Consider the following 17,418-nt stretch of genomic DNA (forward strand, 5'->3'; position numbering starts at 1 on the left):
CAAGTGCCTAGTGCCTCCTCTGCGCCATTGTTGAGATGGCGAGACAGGCTATGGTAAAATAACTTAAGTGTTTTGAGAGGAGGTAGGGGATGAATCGGTTCATCCGGAATTCTGGTTTTTATTTAATTCTTTTCTTAGTCGTGGTGGGCATCGTCCAATTCCTCAGCGGCGGGGGCGAAGCGGCCGACACCCCTAGATATGACCAATTGCGCCAGCAGCTGCAGGCGAACAATGTCAAGGAAATGACAGGTCAATTTGACGGTTACGCGTATCTGGTGACCGGTAAATACAGGGCAAAGGTTGACAATAAAGAAAACTTTCAGACCTATGTCCCATATGATACAAACGTAGTTGCTGAGCTTACCGCTTACAGCCAGAAGAATAGCATAAGTTACAGCTGGAAGAAGATGGAGGGCGACAGCATTTGGCTTACGCTCCTGACATCCATTGTTCCACTCGCGATTATGTTCATTCTGTTCTTCTTCCTCTTTAACCAGGCTCAAGGCGGCGGCGGCAAAGTGATGAATTTCGGCAAGAGCCGGGCTCGGTTATATAATGAAGAGAAGAAGAAGGTTACTTTTGAAGACGTAGCCGGAGCGGATGAAGAGAAGCAGGAGCTCGTTGAAGTCGTTGAGTTCTTGAAAGATCCTCGCAAATTCGCCGCCGTAGGTGCACGTATTCCTAAAGGGGTGCTCCTAGTGGGCCCTCCAGGTACAGGTAAAACCTTGCTTGCCCGTGCAGTAGCCGGTGAAGCAGGCGTTCCTTTCTTCAGTATTTCAGGTTCGGACTTCGTGGAAATGTTCGTCGGTGTCGGCGCATCCCGTGTTCGTGACTTGTTCGAGAATGCGAAGAAGAATGCTCCTTGTATCATCTTCATTGATGAGATTGATGCAGTGGGTCGTCAGCGCGGTGCCGGACTTGGCGGCGGACATGACGAACGTGAGCAGACGCTCAACCAATTGCTCGTAGAAATGGACGGCTTCGGAGGCAACGAGGGGATTATTATCGTAGCCGCAACGAACCGTGCGGATATTCTAGATCCTGCACTTCTTCGTCCGGGACGTTTCGACCGTCAAATCACGGTGGACCGCCCAGATGTGAAGGGCCGTGAAGCTGTACTTAAAGTACATGCGCGTAACAAACCTTTGACCAAAGATGTTCGTCTGGATGTCATCGCCAAACGCACAACAGGATTCACAGGTGCAGACCTGGAGAACCTTCTTAACGAAGCGGCCCTGCTTGCAGCGCGCCGTAACCGCAAGGATATCTCCATGCGCGAAGTAGATGAAGCCATCGACCGTGTTATCGTAGGTACTGAGAAGCGCAGCCGTGTGGTCAGCGAACGTGAGAAGCGCATTGTGGCCTTCCACGAAGCGGGTCATACGATCGTGGGTTACTTCCTTGAACATGCGGACATGGTTCACAAGGTTACTATTATTCCACGTGGTCGTGCCGGCGGGTATGTAATTATGATGCCTAAGGAAGACCGCATGCTGGTTACAAAGCAGGAGCTGCTTGATAAAGTTACCGGTCTCCTCGGAGGACGTGTATCAGAGGAACTGTTCATCGGTGAAATCGGAACCGGGGCTTACAGTGACTTCCAGCAAGCTACCAGCATTGTTCGCAGTATGATTGTCGAGTATGGTATGAGTGAGAAGCTGGGCCCAATGCAGTTCGGAACTTCTCAAGGCCAAGTGTTCCTGGGCCGCGATATTGGGCACGAGCAGAATTATAGTGATGCAATTGCCTATGAGATCGATCAGGAAATGCAGCGGTTCATTAATGAAAGCTATGAACGTTGTAAGCAGCTGTTGATGAAGTATTCCAAAGAGGTTCACCTCATTGCAGAAACACTCCTTGAGGTGGAGACACTCGAACTGGATCAAATCAAACAGTTGATCGAGACAGGTAAGCTTACCCCGGATCCTGATGGTGACGGAAGCAGCTCTTCTGAATCTGGCGCACCGATTGTCGACACAATTGGGGATGTGAACGTTCGCATTCAAGCAAGAGATGAGGAAGCTCAGCCTACTATTCCGGGTGGTGACATCCCTAATGATGTTCCAGGAAGCTCGGCGAATGATATCCGCGGAGATCATCCGGTGGATACACCCGAAGGAACCGTGAAGGATGCCCCAGTACCTCCGCAGCCGAAGGATCAAGATGGAAGCGGAAATGGCGGCAGCACACCGCTTTAAATTAGCGATTCATGTGCTGACCAACAAAGGTATATAGGAAGCAATCATTGAAGCAAACCGGAAAACACTTGGTGTTTTCCGGTTTTTTTGCGGATTGCGGCTGATTGACAGCAGAACTCTCGTTGTGTAAATTAATTGTTAAACAATGCACAAAGTTTTTAATGGATCCGGATAGAGAAAGAGACCGGGCTTTAGAGGCTTAGTTAAATCCATATTGCTGTAAGATACAGGGGAGGATGTCTGGTGGAGGCACTAGCTTTGGAACGCAAAGCGCAGCAGAACCGCGAACTACGGGAGAGGCTGGCACAGCTTAAGAAGGAAAGAAACGCCATCATTTTAGCACATTACTATCAAAGAGATGAGATTCAGGAAGTTGCCGATTTTCGCGGAGACTCTTTTTTGCTTGCACAGAAAGCAGCAGAGACCGATGCTGAGGTAATTGTATTCTGCGGGGTTCATTTTATGGGGGAAAGCGCCAAGATCCTGGCTCCGAACAAGACAGTCCTTATTCCTGACGAGCGGGCAGGCTGCCCGATGGCGGATATGGTTAACGTGGACGGACTGAGAAAGGTGAAGGCCGAGCATCCGAATGCCAAGGTCGTTACTTATATTAATTCATCAGCCGAGATCAAGGCTGAGACTGATATTTGCTGTACGTCTTCAAACGCCGTTAAGGTAATTAATTCTGTAGATGCAGATGAGATCATCTGGGTACCAGATAAGAACCTGGGTGCCTATGTACAGCAGCATACCGATAAGAAAATGATTATCTGGGAAGGGTACTGCAACACCCACGATATGCTAACGGTTAAAGACGTGGTTGAGATGAAAGCCAAATATCCGGAAGCCCAGTTTGTGGTTCATCCTGAGTGCCGCCCTGAGGTCGTTGAGATGGGTGACTTTGTAGGAAGCACCACAGCGATTTTGGATTACTGCAAGCAATCCGACTGCAAGCAATTCATCGTTGGGACAGAAGACGGTACAGGCTATCAGCTTAGGCTGGATAGTCCGGATAAAGAGTTCTATTTTGCTACCAAATTCCTGGTATGTCCGAATATGAAAGTAAATAATCTGAAGAAGCTGGTCAAATGTCTGGAGACTATGCAGCCACAAGTGTACGTACCGCCGGCTGTTGCAGACAAAGCCAGAGCATCCCTAGAGCGCATGTTACAAGTTAAGTAGCATGCGCTACTCTCTTGCCCTAAAGACAGGTGAACGAAATGATACCTAAATACTTAGTGGATTTTGATCTGGGAGAAATTCCGGTGCGTGAGACAGAAGTAATTGTTATTGGTACGGGGATCGCGGGTCTGTTCACAGCGATTAAAGCAAGTGAAGACCGCCGTGTCGTTATGATTACGAAGAATGGGTTAATGGAAAGTAATACACGCTACGCACAGGGTGGAATTGCGGCTGTGATCTCGGAGGAGGACTCACCTGAGTCCCATCGGGATGATACCCTTTTTGCAGGTGCTGATTTCTGTCTGCGTTCCGCGGTGGATGTGCTTGTGCATGAAGGCTCCGAGGGAGTAAGAGATCTCATACGGATGGGTGCTGCTTTTGACCAGGAGAACGGCGAATTAGCACTGACTCAGGAAGCTGCCCACAGCCACCGGCGTATTCTTCATGCGAATGGAGATGCTACCGGATATGAGATTGTGCGCGCACTGTCCCAAAAGGTTCGTGAGACTGAGAATATTGAGATACTGGAACACCATTATGTCATTGATCTCATCACGGAAAATGAGGAATGCCTGGGTGCGTTGCTGCAAGGGCCTGATGGTGAGCGTTTCTTCTTGCGTGCGGATGCAACGATTTTGTGCAGCGGAGGAGCCGGGCAGCTGTATCGTTACACGACGAACCCTGAAGTAGCCACCGGGGACGGAGTAGCGATTGCTTACCGGGCGGGTGCTCTAATTCGGGATATGGAGTTTATTCAGTTCCATCCTACTGCTCTAAGTTATTCGGGTGCACCGCGGTTTCTGATTTCGGAGGCGGTAAGAGGAGAAGGCGCAATTCTTCGTAATATTCATGGTGACCGATTCATGGAGAAATATCATCCTCAGCTGGAGCTTGCTCCGCGGGATATTGTGGCCCGGGCGATTGTTAGTGAAATGGAAGCCACAAAGACTACTTTTGTATATTTGGATATCACGCACGAGCTCCCCGAGATGGTGAGGAATCGTTTTCCTACCATATATGAGACTTGTATTCGGTACGGGCTCGATATCACGAGCGACTGGATTCCAGTCGCCCCTGCTGCGCATTATATGATGGGCGGGGTACTGACCAACCTGCAGGGAGAGACTTCGGTTGCCCGGCTGTATGCTTGTGGCGAGGTATCCTCAACGGGAATTCATGGAGCTAACCGGCTGGCCAGCAACTCATTGACGGAAGCGATTGTATTCGGTCGCCGAATTGTGGAACAGATCCGAGAGCTTGTTCCCCTGAAGACGGCCTGGGAGAATATCTCTTACCGGGAAGAACGAACAGGCTTGGCCAACTTCAAGATTAGTGAGCGAAGGCTGAAGCTTCAGAAGACGATGGTTCGGCATGTGGGAGTCAGACGGAGTGAGGAGTCGCTTAGGAAGGGACTTGGAGAGCTGAAGCAGCAGACGGATATCTTCGGGTATGAACTGCGGCAAAGTGAAGAACTGGAGTATGCCAATATGCTCACTTGCGCGCTTCTCATTACGGAATCTGCGCTCGCTCGTCAAGAAAGCCGGGGTGGGCATTGCCGGGAGGATTATCCGGAACGTAGAGATCTGGACTGGCTGAAGCGAATTGTTCACCATCGTGAAAAAGGAATGTTGGAGGCTGGGATCGATGATATTTAATGGATATAATGAAGGCCTTATAGAGTCTATACGTGGTTGGCTTAGAGAAGATGTTGGTTCTGGAGATGTGACCACATCGGTTACTATTCCATTCGGGCATGAATCCAAAGGAATAATCCATGCTAAAGACGATGGGATTATCGCGGGAATCCCTGTCGCCCAGCTTGTATTTGAAGTAGTGGACCCTACGCTTTCATTCAAGGCACATGCCGAGGAAGGGCAGTATGCTGCCAAGGGAAGTGTCTTAATTGAAGTGGAGGGCAGCACACACAGTATTCTCACCGGGGAGCGTCTGGCGCTGAACCTGCTGCAGCGCTTATCGGGGATTGCTACACGTACGCGTACATATGTAGATGCTTTGGAAGGACTTGAGGTGAGACTGGTCGATACTCGCAAGACAACCCCAGGCCACCGGATGCTGGAGAAGTATGCCGTACGCATGGGCGGGGGCGCAAATCATCGGTTTGGACTGTATGATGCCGTCATGATTAAAGATAATCATATCAAGGGTGCCGGCGGTATCGCTCAGGCTGTTAGCCGGGCACGGGCGAATATCCCGCACACGATGACAATCGAAGTCGAGACAGAGAATATGGAGCAGGTGGAAGAGGCGCTTGCAGCCGGAGCGGATATCATTATGCTGGATAATATGCAGCCGGAATTAATGAAGCAAGCGGTTCAGCGAATCAAATCGGCTGCTCCCCATGTTACGGTGGAGGCTTCAGGAAATGTGTCGCTGGCTACCATAAGAGGAATTGCCGAAAGTGGAGTAGACGTAATATCTGTAGGAAGACTAACCTACTCCTTTGAAAGTCTGGACATCAGTCTGGATCTGAATGACAAGAAAGTGAGGTGAGAGCCATGATCCTTGTGGTTGACGTGGGCAATACGAACATTGTGCTCGGGATCTACAAGAACCGTGAGCTGCTGCACCATTTCCGGTTGGGAACCAATCGGCAGTCTACGGGGGATGAATACGGCGTATTGATACATAATCTGTTTCAAATGTCGCATATTGATGTACGGGATATAGAAGGTGTTATTATATCCTCCGTCGTTCCTCCGCTGATGCATGTGCTGGAGCAAATGTGTGAGACGTATTTGAAGAAAGCCCCTCTGATCGTGGGTCCGGGGATCAAGACAGGACTCAATCTGCGATATGAGAATCCTCGTGAGGTCGGTGCTGACCGGATTGTCAATGCGGTGGCTGCTGTGGAGCTTTATGGCGGCGGGCCTCTGGTTGTGGTTGATTTTGGAACAGCGACTACTTTTGATTGTATAGATGAAAAAGGCAATTATTTGGGCGGCGCTATTGTGCCGGGCATTGGAATTGCAACCGAAGCGCTCTATCAGCGCGCATCGAAGCTGCCGCGCATCGAGCTGGAGAAGCCGAAGAAGGTAATCGGGCGCAATACGATTCATGCTATGCAGGCAGGTATTATTTTTGGATATGCGGGTCAAGTTGATGGAATTGTAGGAAGAATTCGCAGCGAGATGAACGCGAAGCCCAAAGTGGTGGCCACGGGTGGCCTTGCAGGACTTATTGCTAGCGAGACAACCAGTATCGAAGAGGTTAATCCGCTGCTCACACTTGAGGGGCTAAGACTGATTTACGAGCGGAATTGTTAATACGGAGCATATACCTCCAAGACATGAAGCGGGGCTTTATCCATATACTAAGCTGGAACATCTGAGAACTTAGAGGAGGCGTAACGGAATATGAGCCAAGAGAAGGATCGATTAATAAGAGGAACAGCAATGGACGGGAAAGTACGCGCCTTCGCTGTAAGAACAACTCAGCTCGTAGACGAGCTGCGCCGCCGGCATGACACCTATCCGACCGCAACGGCCGCCCTTGGGCGTACACTTACGGCCGCAGCTATGATGGGTTCGATGATGAAGGGCAATGAGAAATTAACGGTTCAGGTTAAGGGTGATGGTCCAATCGGGCAAATTGTCGTCGATGCGAATGCAAATGGGCAAGTCCGTGGTTATGTGAATGATCCGCATGTCCATCTTCCGAGCAATAGCCTTGGTAAGCTGGATGTGGCTGGAGCCGTAGGAACAAGCGGCTTTATCCATGTGATCAAGGATCTTGGACTCAAGGAGCCGTATCGCGGGAGTGTGCCGATTATCTCTGGAGAGCTCGGGGAAGATTTCACGTATTATTTCGCTGTATCCGAACAGACGCCATCCGCTGTGGGACTGGGCGTGCTTGTAGATAGTGATTCGTCGGTCATCGTGGCGGGTGGATTTATCATTCAGCTGCTTCCGGGCCTTGATGATAAAGAAATTGCGGCAATCGAACAGGCGATCGGACAGCTTCCGCCGGTTACTTCTCTGCTTGACCAAGGCTTGGAGCTTGAAGAAATGCTGAAGTGGATTGTTCCGGACATCCGGGTCCTGGATGAAATGGATATCACCTTCGCCTGCTCCTGTTCCCGGGAACGAGTTGAGAAGACTTTGATCAGCCTTGGGGAAAGTGAACTTACTCAACTAATGGAAGAAGATGAACAGACCGAGGTAGTATGCGACTTCTGCCGTGAAGCTTACGTGTTCAAGCGTGAGGAACTGCGAGAGCTGCTGGAACAGGCAAAAAGTGAATAGAACGTGATCAAGATACTTTGCTGTGCGGGTTCGGACTTTTGACACGAATAGCAAAGTATTTTTGGCGTCTATTATTGACAACCCAAGTAGGTATTGATAAGATAAGACTAGTGGAAAACCTACTTATTTACTCGGATATCATAACAGCCAGGATATAGGATGTGTAGAAAGATTCCTCTCCTGCGCTTGTTCTATATACAGCCTAAGTTTCTTCATACGTTTTTTTGATATGAAATGGCTTACTATTCAGGGGAGGGTTTATATCATGGCTAAAGTCGTAAATAATGTAACAGAACTGATTGGTGGAACACCTTTGGTGCGTCTGCAGCGCATTGTACCGGAAGACAGCGCGGAGATCTATGCAAAACTTGAGTATCAGAACCCGGGCTCAAGCGTGAAAGACCGTATTGCGATCAGTATTGTTGAAGAAGCTGAGAAGCAAGGACTTCTTAAGCCAGGCGGTACAATCATTGAAGCTACAAGTGGTAACACAGGGATCGGTCTTGCTCTGGTAGCGGCTGCTAAAGGATACAAAGCGGTTATCGTAATGCCTGAGACGATGAGCATTGAGCGTCGTAACCTGCTTCGCGCATATGGAGCTGAGCTGGTATTGACTCCTGGAGCAGAGGGCATGAACGGAGCTGTTAAGAAGGCGGAAGAGATTCTTGCCGCTAACCCTGACTATTTCCTCGCTGATCAGTTCAGAAACCAAGCTAACGTGAAGATTCACCGTGAGACTACAGGTCCTGAGATCGTGGAAGCGATTGAGTCCTTGGACGGCAAGCTGGATGCTTTCGTAGCTGGTATCGGTACAGGCGGAACTATCTCCGGTGCAGGTGAAGTGCTGAAGAAGCGTTTCCCTGATATCAAAATTGTGGCTGTTGAGCCAGCGGCCTCCCCGATCTTGGCAGGCGGTAAGCCAGGACCTCACAAAATCCAGGGTCTGGGTGCGAACTTTATCCCGGAAATTCTGAATCGTGATATTTATGATGAAATCATTCATATTGAGAACGAAGAAGCTTTCGAGCAGGCTCGTAAAGTAGCCAAAGAAGAAGGTATCCTTTCTGGTATTTCCTCTGGCGCGGCTGTACTGGCAGCTCTAAAGGTAGCCAAAGAGCTTGGCAAGGGCAAACGCGTAGTTGTAGTCATTCCAAGTAATGGCGAGCGTTACCTGAGCACACCTCTTTATAATTTTGAAGGTTAATACGAAGCTCGGACTTTGAATATAACAAGATGATACGGCCCCTATGAATTCCTAAGCGGAGTTTATGGGGGCTGCTTCTCTATGTTCAGCAATCACCAGGCGAAGAAAGATTGGGGCTTTCATCGGAACAGAACCTTTAGTATACTAGCAAACAATAGACAGGCTTTTGAGCAGGAGGCTGAAGGTGGATGAAAGTATTAACTTCATTAGAGCAGTGGCAGCAGTGGGCGAGTGAAGAGTATACCCTGCTTCCGCTGGCTATGCGTATCAGTGAGGGGAATAATCTGCCCCTTTCATGGCAGCAGGCATGGGAATACGCCTCACCTTACTCCTTTGTGCTGGAAAGCGGTAAGGACGGTAGATATACTTTTCTTGGATTGAGCCCTGTTTCTGTAATTCGAGGTAAAGGAAGCCGGGCGGAGGTCAGTGACCTATCGACAGGAGAGCGCAGCCGTCTCCAGGGAACTCCTCTGGAATTGATCAGACAGTGGATGGAACCGTACACAGCGCCTTCTGTTGAAGGTCTCCCCAAATTTAGCGGAGGCTGTGTCGGGTTTCTGGGCTATGATGTTGCCCGTTCTCTGGAGAATCTGCCCGAGAAGGCGGCAGATGATCTGAAGCTGGACGATTATGTATGGATGCGGATGGAAGAGATGTGGATTGTGGATCAGGCGGAGCAGGCGGTCTACGCCATTGTTCATCTTCCGCTTGAAGGGGCCAAGACAACCGATGGTGACGTTGATCAGGACCAGCTAACCGCCTTATACGAGGATGCCTATCAGCGTGCGGAGAAGATGATAGAGCAGTGGAAGAACATGATGAGCTGGGGAAGATCAGGTGAATCGGCCCAAGAGGTCCAGCGGAGAAGGTCGAGAGCCCAGGAGATCCAAGAGGCAGGGCAATGGCCGGAGAGCGGACTTACCACTTCTTTTGGGCAAAAAGACTTCGAGAACGCCGTTACCCGAATCCAGCAGTACATCTCGGCAGGTGACGTGTTCCAGGTGAATCTGTCGTTACGTCAGCAGCGGAATCTCCGCTCCACACCGGAAGAAATCTACGAATGGCTGCGCTATTTGAATCCTTCACCCTACATGGGTCTGCTCAGGTTCCCGGAATACCAGCTCGTGTCAGGCTCCCCCGAGCTGCTGGTAAAGCTGGAGGAGGGAGAGATCAGCGCAAGACCCATCGCCGGGACAAGGCGGCGGGGAAGAACGGCCGAGGAAGATAGGCGGATGGCGGAAGAGCTCCGAAGCAGCGAGAAGGAGCGGGCCGAACATATTATGCTGGTTGATCTGGAACGCAACGATCTTGGCCGGGTCGCGGCCTATGGATCAGTGAAGGTGAGCGAGCTGCTTGCCGTTGAGTATTACTCGCATGTTATGCATTTGGTCTCCGAGGTGAAGGGTCAGCTTGCCGCGGGGCGAACCTTATATGAAGTTATCGCCGCCAAGTTCCCCGGGGGAACTATTACAGGTGCTCCCAAAGTAAGGACGATGGAGATTATTGAAGAGCTTGAGCCAGTAACCAGGGGACCATACACCGGGTCCATGGGCTGGATTGACTATCGTGGTAATATGGAATTGAACATCATTATCAGAACGTTAGTGGTTAAGGACGAAGTCGGATATATTCAGACCGGCGCAGGAATTGTAATCGATTCGGAGCCATACCGCGAATATAGGGAATGTCATAACAAGGCCCGGGCGATGGCGCTCGCGGTGGAGCTTAGTGAAGAAGCAGTCCAAATTAACCGAGGACAGGAGATGTTGACATGATTTTAGTTATAGATAACTATGACTCGTTCACTTATAACCTAGTACAGTATCTTGGCGAGCTTGGAGAGAAGGTTACTGTTCGGCGGAATGATGAGATTGATATTGATGGAATTAAGCAGCTTGCTCCAAACCATATTTTGATCTCGCCAGGTCCGTGCACCCCAAATGAGGCAGGCATCAGCCTGGAGGTTATCGAGAACTTCAAAGGAGTTATTCCGATCTTTGGCGTATGTCTGGGTCACCAGGCTATTGGCCAGTCTTTTGGAGGCAATGTGATACGGGCAGAGCGTCTGATGCACGGTAAAACCTCTCCGATTCTCCATCAAGGAGCCTCGGTGTTTGAAGGACTTCCGACACCATTCACCGCGACCCGGTATCACTCGCTCCTTGTTGAGCGGGAGACCTTGCCAGATTGTCTTGAGATTACAGCCGAGACGGAAGAAGGCGAAATTATGGGACTTCGCCATAAAGAGTACGAAGTTGAAGGAGTACAATTCCACCCCGAGTCCATTATTACCGATCATGGCCACCAAATTCTACGTAATTTTCTCAGCCGTAAAGCGGGAGCCAGAGCTTGAATTTCATCGGAATAGGTGGAAGGGTTGTACCTGCAGATAAAGCCGTGATATCCGTTATGGATCACGGCTTTATGTACGGACTCGGTCTTTTTGAGACATTTCGGACCTATAATGGGGTTCCATCCATGCTTCTCCGCCATTTGGATCGGTTGGCTCAAGGCTGTGAGTCACTGGGGTTTCATTATAAACCCGACATTTATAAGCTGCAGAACCATATATCCGAATTGCTTGCCGCATCTAATCTGGCTGAAGCCTATATTCGCTATACCCTTACGGCAGGGGAAGGCGATTTGGGCCTTCCTTCGGGCGATTACGAATCGCCTCAGGAGATTATTTACGTTAAGTCGCTACCGGAGATGCCTGATTCGCTCTATACCGGAGGAAGGCCGCTTAGATTGTTGAACACAAGGCGTAATACGCCTGAAGGGAGCATCCGTTTAAAATCACTGCATTATATGAATAATATATTAGCTAAGAGAGAGCTAGCAGGCTGCTGGAAGCCGGGGGCAGGGGCGGTAGAAGGGCTTTTGTTGACGGCTGAGGGATATATTTCAGAAGGAATTGTGAGCAATCTGTTTTTTGTGAAAGATGGCTTGCTCTATACCCCTGCTATCCAGACCGGTATTCTGCCCGGGATTACAAGAAGCTGTGTCCTTGAAGCTGCGGGTGAGCTAGGGCTGACCTGTGAGGAAGGCTTGTACACCTGGGAGCAGCTTTTGCAGGCGGATGAGATTTTCACGACGAATTCCATTCAGGAACTGGTGCCGGTCAATGCTCTATATGATACGGATAATAAGCCGAAGATAGTTGGAACCGGGAAATGCGGCGATCTAACAGCCATGCTATTGCAAGCCTACCGGGAGAAAGCGAGGAATTTGGCGTGAGACCAAAATTCTATGAGCGCAGCTATCGCTGCGGAGAGACTGACCTGACACTTGGCCACAGAACCTTGATCATGGGCATTCTGAATGTCACCCCCGATTCGTTCTCGGATGGTGGGAGATTTATAGATCCGGACGTGGCAGTCAAGCATGCACTGCAGATGGTCGCGGATGGCGCGGATATCATTGATATTGGCGGGGAATCGACCCGACCAGGACACGAGCCGGTGAGCCAGGATGAAGAACTGCGCCGGGTTATACCTGTGATTGAAGCTATTCACCAGGCCGCACCACACATCGTAATCTCTATAGATACCTATAAAGCTGAGGTGGCAAGACAAGCTCTCCTGGCTGGGGCGCATATCATCAATGATGTATGGGGAGCCAAGGCCGACCCGCAGATGGCTGCCGTTGCCGCCGAATTCGGCTGTCCAATTATTCTTATGCATAACCGTCATGATCGGAATTACAAGAGCTTTATCGAGGATATTATAGCTGATCTGCAGGAAAGCATCGACATAGCGGTCCGCGCCGGGGTTGCCAGAGAGAATATAATTTTGGATCCAGGTGTTGGCTTTGCGAAGGACCATGACGAGAATTTGCGTGTGATGCGTTCGCTGGATCGTCTTACTGAGCTTGGATTTCCCGTGCTGCTTGCAACCTCCCGCAAAAAGTTCATTCGAACCACGCTGGATCTGCCGGCTAATGATGTAATTGAGGGGACGGCCGCTACAGCCGCGCTGGGTATCGCCCAGGGCTGTCAGATTATACGGGTGCACGATATCGTGCCCCTGAAACGTACGATAGACATGTGCGATGCTGTAATGTACAGCCCTAAGCACATCACTGAACTTGATGGAGAGGCGTGAAATATATGGATAAAATGACACTAACGCGTATGGAATATTACGGTTACCATGGTGTGTTCGAAGAAGAGCGCAAGCTTGGTCAGCGCTTCTATATAGATCTTGAGCTGAAGCTGGATCTTCGTCAGGCGGGCATCCATGATGATTTGACCCAAACGGTAAATTACGCCGAAGTCCATGAACTTGTTAAAAAAATCGTAGAAGGACGGAGCTTCAAATTAATCGAAGCTCTGGCTGAGTGTATTGCATCCGAGATACTCGGCACTTATACTGTTATAGATGAATTGACAGTTAAGGTTACCAAGCCTCATCCGCCTTTTGATATTCATTTCGGGGGCGTTACGGTGGAGTTGTTAAGATCAAGAAAGTGAGAACTTACTATGAATTCACATTCTACCTCTGAAGGATCAGAGGCTTATATTGCTTTGGGGGCTAATTTGGGTGAGCGGGAAGCGACTCTGCTTGAAGCTATTAACCGCCTGAATCAGCATCCGCTTATTACAGTGCTTCGCTGTTCCAGTCTTTATGAGACTGATCCGGTCGGCTATGTGGATCAGCCTAATTTTATTAATATGGCCCTTGCCCTGCGTACCACACTGGAACCAGAGGAGCTGCTATCCGCCATGCTACAGATCGAACTCGAGCTTGGACGTGAGCGGCATATCCACTGGGGACCGCGGACAGTTGATTTGGATTTGCTCTGGATGGAAGGAAGAACCTTAGATACGCCCCAGCTGACCCTTCCCCATCCCCGAATGCAGGAACGTGCCTTTGTGCTAGTTCCGCTCTCTGAGATCGTTCCGGAGAATGACCGTACGGAATTGTATTCATTTGTTCAGTCAGCATTAGACACAGGGGGCGGGAAAGAAGGCGTCCGCTTTTGGAAGAAATGCAGTTGGCACACCGCATCCGGGCATTCCGCAAGCTGAAGGGGTATACCCAGCAGCAGCTAGCTGAAGAGACCGGCATATCCCTTGCCGTCCTTGGAGCTATTGAGCGGGGGAACCGCCGTGCCGAAGACAAAGTCATTGATAAGATTGCTAGCGTTCTGGGCATTTCGGTGTCCGAGCTTAAGCCTCCGAGATAAAGACTATTACAAGGGAGTGAACCTGACGTGCTTAAAATTGGCGATATCGAAATGAAGAATCAAGTCGTGCTTGCCCCGATGGCAGGCGTGTGCAACCCGGCTTTTCGGCTGATTGCCAAGGAGTTCGGGACAGGCCTTGTGTGCGCGGAGATGGTTAGCGACAAAGCAATCCTTAACGGGAATAAGCGTACCAAAGAAATGCTGTTTGTCGATGAGCGGGAGAAACCTCTAAGTTTGCAGATTTTTGGCGGTGATCGTGCTTCTCTTGTTGAAGCCGCCAAGGTCGTCGATCAAGACACCAACGCAGATATTATTGACATTAATATGGGCTGCCCCGTACCGAAGGTAACGAAGTGTGATGCCGGGGCCCGCTGGCTGCTTGAGCCTAACAAGATTTTTGAGATGGTATCCGCGGTTGTGGATGCGGTAAGCAAGCCGGTAACGGTCAAAATGAGAATTGGGTGGGATTCTGATCACATATTTGTGGTGGAGAATGCCAAAGCGGTAGAAGCTGCCGGAGGCAAGGCCATCAGCGTCCATGGGCGTACCCGTGAGCAGCTGTATACCGGTCATGCGGACTGGAGTTATATTAAGATGGCGAAGGAAGCTGTCGCCATTCCCGTTATTGGGAATGGGGATGTGAATACGCCTGAGGATGCCCGCCGCATGCTCGATGAGACTGGCTGTGACGGTGTCATGATCGGCCGTGGTGCACTCGGTAGTCCATGGATGCTGTACCGGACAATTGAGTATCTGAAGAGCGGAGAGCTTGCCCCTGAACCGGCACCTGAAGAGAAGATTCGCATTGCGATGCTTCATATGGACCGCCTGGTCGCGCTTAAGGGTGAGAATACGGCGGTGAGGGAGATGCGCAGGCACCTGGCCTGGTACCTCAAAGGCATGAAAGACGGCGGACGCGTCAAAGACATGATCATGGAAGAGACGAAGCGTGATGAAGTAGCGCGAATCCTTGAGGATTATGTTGCGGGTCTTGCTGCAGAGCCTTCCAATTCGGTGGTAACCGTCTAATAAAACGTTTACATTTCATGACTTGCATGTCATTGACATTTTGCGGTGCTTACCCTATAATTTCTCAGTATAAATTCGCCTCAGGAGATAACTTCCCCAGCACAGAGGTGTTCTCATCTTTGTGAGATTGCATATGATATTCTCTAAATGATGCGTGAAATTATATGGATTGAATGTTCCATATTGTGAAATTTATTTCCATGACAGGAGAATCGGTTGATGAGCGATAAAGAAGTTATTCTTACCCAAGACGGTCTGAAACGACTTGAAGAAGAACTGGAGAACCTCAAATCCGTGAAACGCCGTGAAGTTGCCGAACGGATTAAAGTGGCTATCGGATATGGTGATATTAGTGAGAACTCGGAATACGAGGACGCGAAGAATGAACAGGCCTTTATTGAGGGTCGTATTATAACACTAGAGAAAATGCTGCGTAACGCCCGTATTATCAACAACGATGAGATTGATACAGATACAGTAAGCATCGGCTCGATTGTTATTGTGGAAGATCTGGAGTTTGGCGATACAATGGAATACGCGATTGTAGGTTCGGCTGAATCCGATCCGCTTCAGAACAAAATTTCTAATGAAAGTCCAGTGGGTAGAGCCATTCTGGGCAAGCAAATTGGAACAGTAGTGGATGTAACGGTTCCTGCGGGCGTTATTCAATATAAAATTTTGGAAATTAAGAAATAAGGCGAAGGAGCTTCCCTAAGGAAGCTTCTTTCACTGTATTTAAGCAGTTAGCCGTACATACGGCATCAAAGTCTGTAAGGGAGTTGAACGACGAATGAGCGAGGAAATTTCAAATCAAGAAGTGGAAGTCAGCGAGCTGCTGCAAATTCGACGGGACAAATTGGACGAGCTTCGTGCTTTAGGGATCGATCCATTTGGCCAAAAGTTTGATCGTACCCATAACGCGGGTGACATTTTACAGAAGTATGATGCTCTTAGCAAGGAAGAGCTTGAGGAGCAAGCGGTGGAAGTCCGTATTGCGGGTCGGATTATGGCCAAGCGGGGAATGGGAAAAGCCAGCTTCGCCCATATCCAGGACCTCAGTGGCAAGATTCAGATTTACGTCCGCAAAGATACTGTGCCTGAAGTGAAATATGATGCCTTCGATCTGCTTGATCTGGGTGACATTGTAGGTGTAAGCGGAGAGGTCTTCAAGACCAAAACCGGGGAGACCTCGATTAAAGTCAAGGATCTTGAGGTGCTAAGCAAATCCCTATATCCGCTTCCGGATAAATATCACGGCTTGAAAGACGTTGAGCTTCGCTATCGTCAGCGCTATGTGGACCTGATCATCAATCCTGAAGTTCAACAGACATTCATTCTGCGTTCACGCATTATCCAGTCGATGCGCCGTTATCTGGATTCCCTCGGCTATTTGGAAGTGGAGACACCAACCCTTCACAGTATTGCCGGCGGAGCTGCGGCGCGTCCATTTATCACGCATCATAATGCTCTTGATATGGAACTGTATATGCGGATCGCTATTGAACTTCACTTGAAGCGTCTGATTGTAGGCGGACTTGAGAAGGTATATGAGATCGGCCGGGTATATCGTAATGAAGGGATCTCCACAAGACATAACCCTGAATTTACAATGATCGAGCTTTATGAAGCTTATGCGGATTACAAAGATATTATGGTCCTAACAGAGAATCTTGTGGCTCACATTGCTCAAGAGGTCCTTGGAACACAGACCATTCAATATCAAGGTCAGGAAGTTGACCTTCGCCCAGCATGGCGCCGGGTATCCATGGTTGATGCGGTTAAAGAAGTGACAGGCGTGGACTTCGGTGTCCAAATGACCAACGAAGAAGCGCACCGTCTAGCGCAGGAGCACAAAGTTCCGGTTGAGAAGCATATGACCTTTGGTCATATCCTGAATGCCTTCTTTGAGCATTTTGTGGAAGAGACGCTGATTCAGCCGACCTTTATTACAGGTCATCCTGTTGAGATCTCTCCTTTGGCGAAGAAGAGTGAAGCTGATCCCCGCTTTACGGACCGATTCGAATTGTTCATTGTTGCGCGTGAACATGCTAATGCGTTTACAGAGCTTAACGATCCAATTGACCAACGTCAGCGGTTTGAAGATCAGCTCAAAGAGCGTGAGCAAGGAAATGATGAAGCCCATGAGATGGACGATGACTTCATCCGTGCCCTTGAATACGGTATGCCGCCTACAGGAGGCCTAGGTATTGGGATTGACCGTTTGGTTATGCTGCTCACGGACTCAGCTTCCATTCGTGATGTGCTGCTGTTCCCTCATATGCGCGCGCGTTCAGCCGAGTAATACGAGATAAGATTCAAGTCTTTCAATATAATGACCAAGAACAGCCCATGAGTT

General features: G+C 49.5%; 17 protein-coding genes. All 17 read left to right on the forward strand.

The genetic code is table 11. From position 1 onward, the window contains the following. Positions 1–89 precede the first annotated feature (89 nt). The 17 genes from ftsH to lysS all read left to right on the forward strand — a co-directional run bounded on the left by ftsH (position 90) and on the right by lysS (position 17,364). On the forward strand, positions 90–2,198 hold the full coding sequence (gene ftsH / locus ACRRNK_RS00285; protein ID WP_433944875.1) for an ATP-dependent zinc metalloprotease FtsH: 2,109 nt from the start codon (positions 90–92) through the stop codon (positions 2,196–2,198). A gap of 243 nt (positions 2,199–2,441) precedes the next feature. Beyond that, a complete protein-coding gene (gene nadA / locus ACRRNK_RS00290; RefSeq protein WP_433944876.1) occupies positions 2,442–3,380 on the forward strand; it encodes a quinolinate synthase NadA in 939 nt (312 codons plus the stop codon). Positions 3,381–3,418: 38 nt separating this feature from the next. Beyond that, on the forward strand, positions 3,419–5,035 hold the full coding sequence (locus ACRRNK_RS00295) for an L-aspartate oxidase (protein WP_433944877.1): 1,617 nt from the start codon (positions 3,419–3,421) through the stop codon (positions 5,033–5,035). Beyond that, positions 5,025–5,891 carry a carboxylating nicotinate-nucleotide diphosphorylase gene (nadC, locus tag ACRRNK_RS00300; RefSeq protein ID WP_433944878.1) on the forward strand — a complete coding sequence of 289 codons (867 nt, stop codon included), beginning with the start codon at positions 5,025–5,027 and terminating at the stop codon, positions 5,889–5,891. The genes ACRRNK_RS00295 and nadC overlap by 11 nt, the downstream gene beginning before the upstream one ends. Positions 5,892–5,896: 5 nt before the next feature. Further along, complete coding sequence (locus ACRRNK_RS00305) at positions 5,897–6,664, forward strand: type III pantothenate kinase (RefSeq protein ID WP_433946751.1); 768 nt, start codon at positions 5,897–5,899, stop codon at positions 6,662–6,664. A 90-nt stretch (positions 6,665–6,754) separates the two neighbouring features. Further along, the gene (gene hslO, locus ACRRNK_RS00310) at positions 6,755–7,642 is read left to right on the forward strand and encodes an Hsp33 family molecular chaperone HslO (RefSeq protein ID WP_433944879.1); all 888 of its coding nucleotides are present in this window, start codon (positions 6,755–6,757) and stop codon (positions 7,640–7,642) included. Between the two features lie 265 nt (positions 7,643–7,907). Continuing rightward, positions 7,908–8,846, forward strand: coding sequence for a cysteine synthase A (gene cysK / locus ACRRNK_RS00315; protein WP_433944880.1), 939 nt, complete (start codon positions 7,908–7,910; stop codon positions 8,844–8,846). Positions 8,847–9,034: 188 nt separating this feature from the next. After that, complete coding sequence (locus ACRRNK_RS00320; RefSeq protein ID WP_433944881.1) at positions 9,035–10,621, forward strand: anthranilate synthase component I family protein; 1,587 nt, start codon at positions 9,035–9,037, stop codon at positions 10,619–10,621. Next, a complete protein-coding gene (pabA, locus tag ACRRNK_RS00325) occupies positions 10,618–11,199 on the forward strand; it encodes an aminodeoxychorismate/anthranilate synthase component II (protein WP_433944882.1) in 582 nt (193 codons plus the stop codon). The genes ACRRNK_RS00320 and pabA overlap by 4 nt, the downstream gene beginning before the upstream one ends. Next, on the forward strand, positions 11,196–12,083 hold the full coding sequence (locus tag ACRRNK_RS00330) for an aminotransferase class IV (RefSeq protein ID WP_433944883.1): 888 nt from the start codon (positions 11,196–11,198) through the stop codon (positions 12,081–12,083). The genes pabA and ACRRNK_RS00330 overlap by 4 nt, the downstream gene beginning before the upstream one ends. Next, a complete protein-coding gene (gene folP, locus ACRRNK_RS00335; protein WP_433944884.1) occupies positions 12,080–12,949 on the forward strand; it encodes a dihydropteroate synthase in 870 nt (289 codons plus the stop codon). The genes ACRRNK_RS00330 and folP overlap by 4 nt, the downstream gene beginning before the upstream one ends. A gap of 5 nt (positions 12,950–12,954) precedes the next feature. Next, a complete protein-coding gene (gene folB / locus ACRRNK_RS00340) occupies positions 12,955–13,317 on the forward strand; it encodes a dihydroneopterin aldolase (protein ID WP_433944885.1) in 363 nt (120 codons plus the stop codon). A gap of 9 nt (positions 13,318–13,326) precedes the next feature. Continuing rightward, positions 13,327–13,875, forward strand: a complete 549-nt coding sequence (folK, locus tag ACRRNK_RS00345) for a 2-amino-4-hydroxy-6-hydroxymethyldihydropteridine diphosphokinase (protein WP_433944886.1) — start codon at positions 13,327–13,329, stop codon at positions 13,873–13,875. Further along, positions 13,827–14,033: a helix-turn-helix domain-containing protein gene (locus tag ACRRNK_RS00350; protein ID WP_433944887.1), complete on the forward strand. Its 207-nt coding sequence runs from the start codon at positions 13,827–13,829 to the stop codon at positions 14,031–14,033. Before folK ends, ACRRNK_RS00350 begins: the two co-directional genes overlap by 49 nt. Before the next feature lie 27 nt (positions 14,034–14,060). After that, positions 14,061–15,062 (forward strand): tRNA dihydrouridine synthase DusB, encoded by a 1,002-nt coding sequence (gene dusB / locus ACRRNK_RS00355; RefSeq protein ID WP_433944888.1) that lies wholly within the window; start codon positions 14,061–14,063, stop codon positions 15,060–15,062. Positions 15,063–15,281: 219 nt separating this feature from the next. Continuing rightward, a complete protein-coding gene (gene greA, locus ACRRNK_RS00360; protein WP_127201082.1) occupies positions 15,282–15,758 on the forward strand; it encodes a transcription elongation factor GreA in 477 nt (158 codons plus the stop codon). 94 nt (positions 15,759–15,852) lie between these two features. Beyond that, entirely contained in the window at positions 15,853–17,364 is a 1,512-nt protein-coding gene (gene lysS / locus ACRRNK_RS00365; protein WP_433944889.1) for a lysine--tRNA ligase, read from the forward strand. The last annotated feature ends 54 nt before the right edge of the window (positions 17,365–17,418 follow it).

This window comes from Paenibacillus sp. SN-8-1 (assembly GCF_050995535.1).
In the GTDB taxonomy this organism is placed as follows: domain Bacteria; phylum Bacillota; class Bacilli; order Paenibacillales; family Paenibacillaceae; genus Fontibacillus.

Coding starts and splice junctions, on each gene's coding strand:
- ftsH (WP_433944875.1), top strand. CDS start 90: ATGAATCGGTTCATCCGGAATTCTGGTTTTTATTTAATTCTTTTCTTA.
- ACRRNK_RS00295 (WP_433944877.1), top strand. CDS start 3,419: ATGATACCTAAATACTTAGTGGATTTTGATCTGGGAGAAATTCCGGTG.
- nadC (WP_433944878.1), top strand. CDS start 5,025: ATGATATTTAATGGATATAATGAAGGCCTTATAGAGTCTATACGTGGT.
- ACRRNK_RS00305 (WP_433946751.1), top strand. CDS start 5,897: ATGATCCTTGTGGTTGACGTGGGCAATACGAACATTGTGCTCGGGATC.
- hslO (WP_433944879.1), top strand. CDS start 6,755: ATGAGCCAAGAGAAGGATCGATTAATAAGAGGAACAGCAATGGACGGG.
- cysK (WP_433944880.1), top strand. CDS start 7,908: ATGGCTAAAGTCGTAAATAATGTAACAGAACTGATTGGTGGAACACCT.
- ACRRNK_RS00320 (WP_433944881.1), top strand. CDS start 9,035: ATGAAAGTATTAACTTCATTAGAGCAGTGGCAGCAGTGGGCGAGTGAA.
- pabA (WP_433944882.1), top strand. CDS start 10,618: ATGATTTTAGTTATAGATAACTATGACTCGTTCACTTATAACCTAGTA.
- folB (WP_433944885.1), top strand. CDS start 12,955: ATGGATAAAATGACACTAACGCGTATGGAATATTACGGTTACCATGGT.
- folK (WP_433944886.1), top strand. CDS start 13,327: ATGAATTCACATTCTACCTCTGAAGGATCAGAGGCTTATATTGCTTTG.
- greA (WP_127201082.1), top strand. CDS start 15,282: ATGAGCGATAAAGAAGTTATTCTTACCCAAGACGGTCTGAAACGACTT.
- lysS (WP_433944889.1), top strand. CDS start 15,853: ATGAGCGAGGAAATTTCAAATCAAGAAGTGGAAGTCAGCGAGCTGCTG.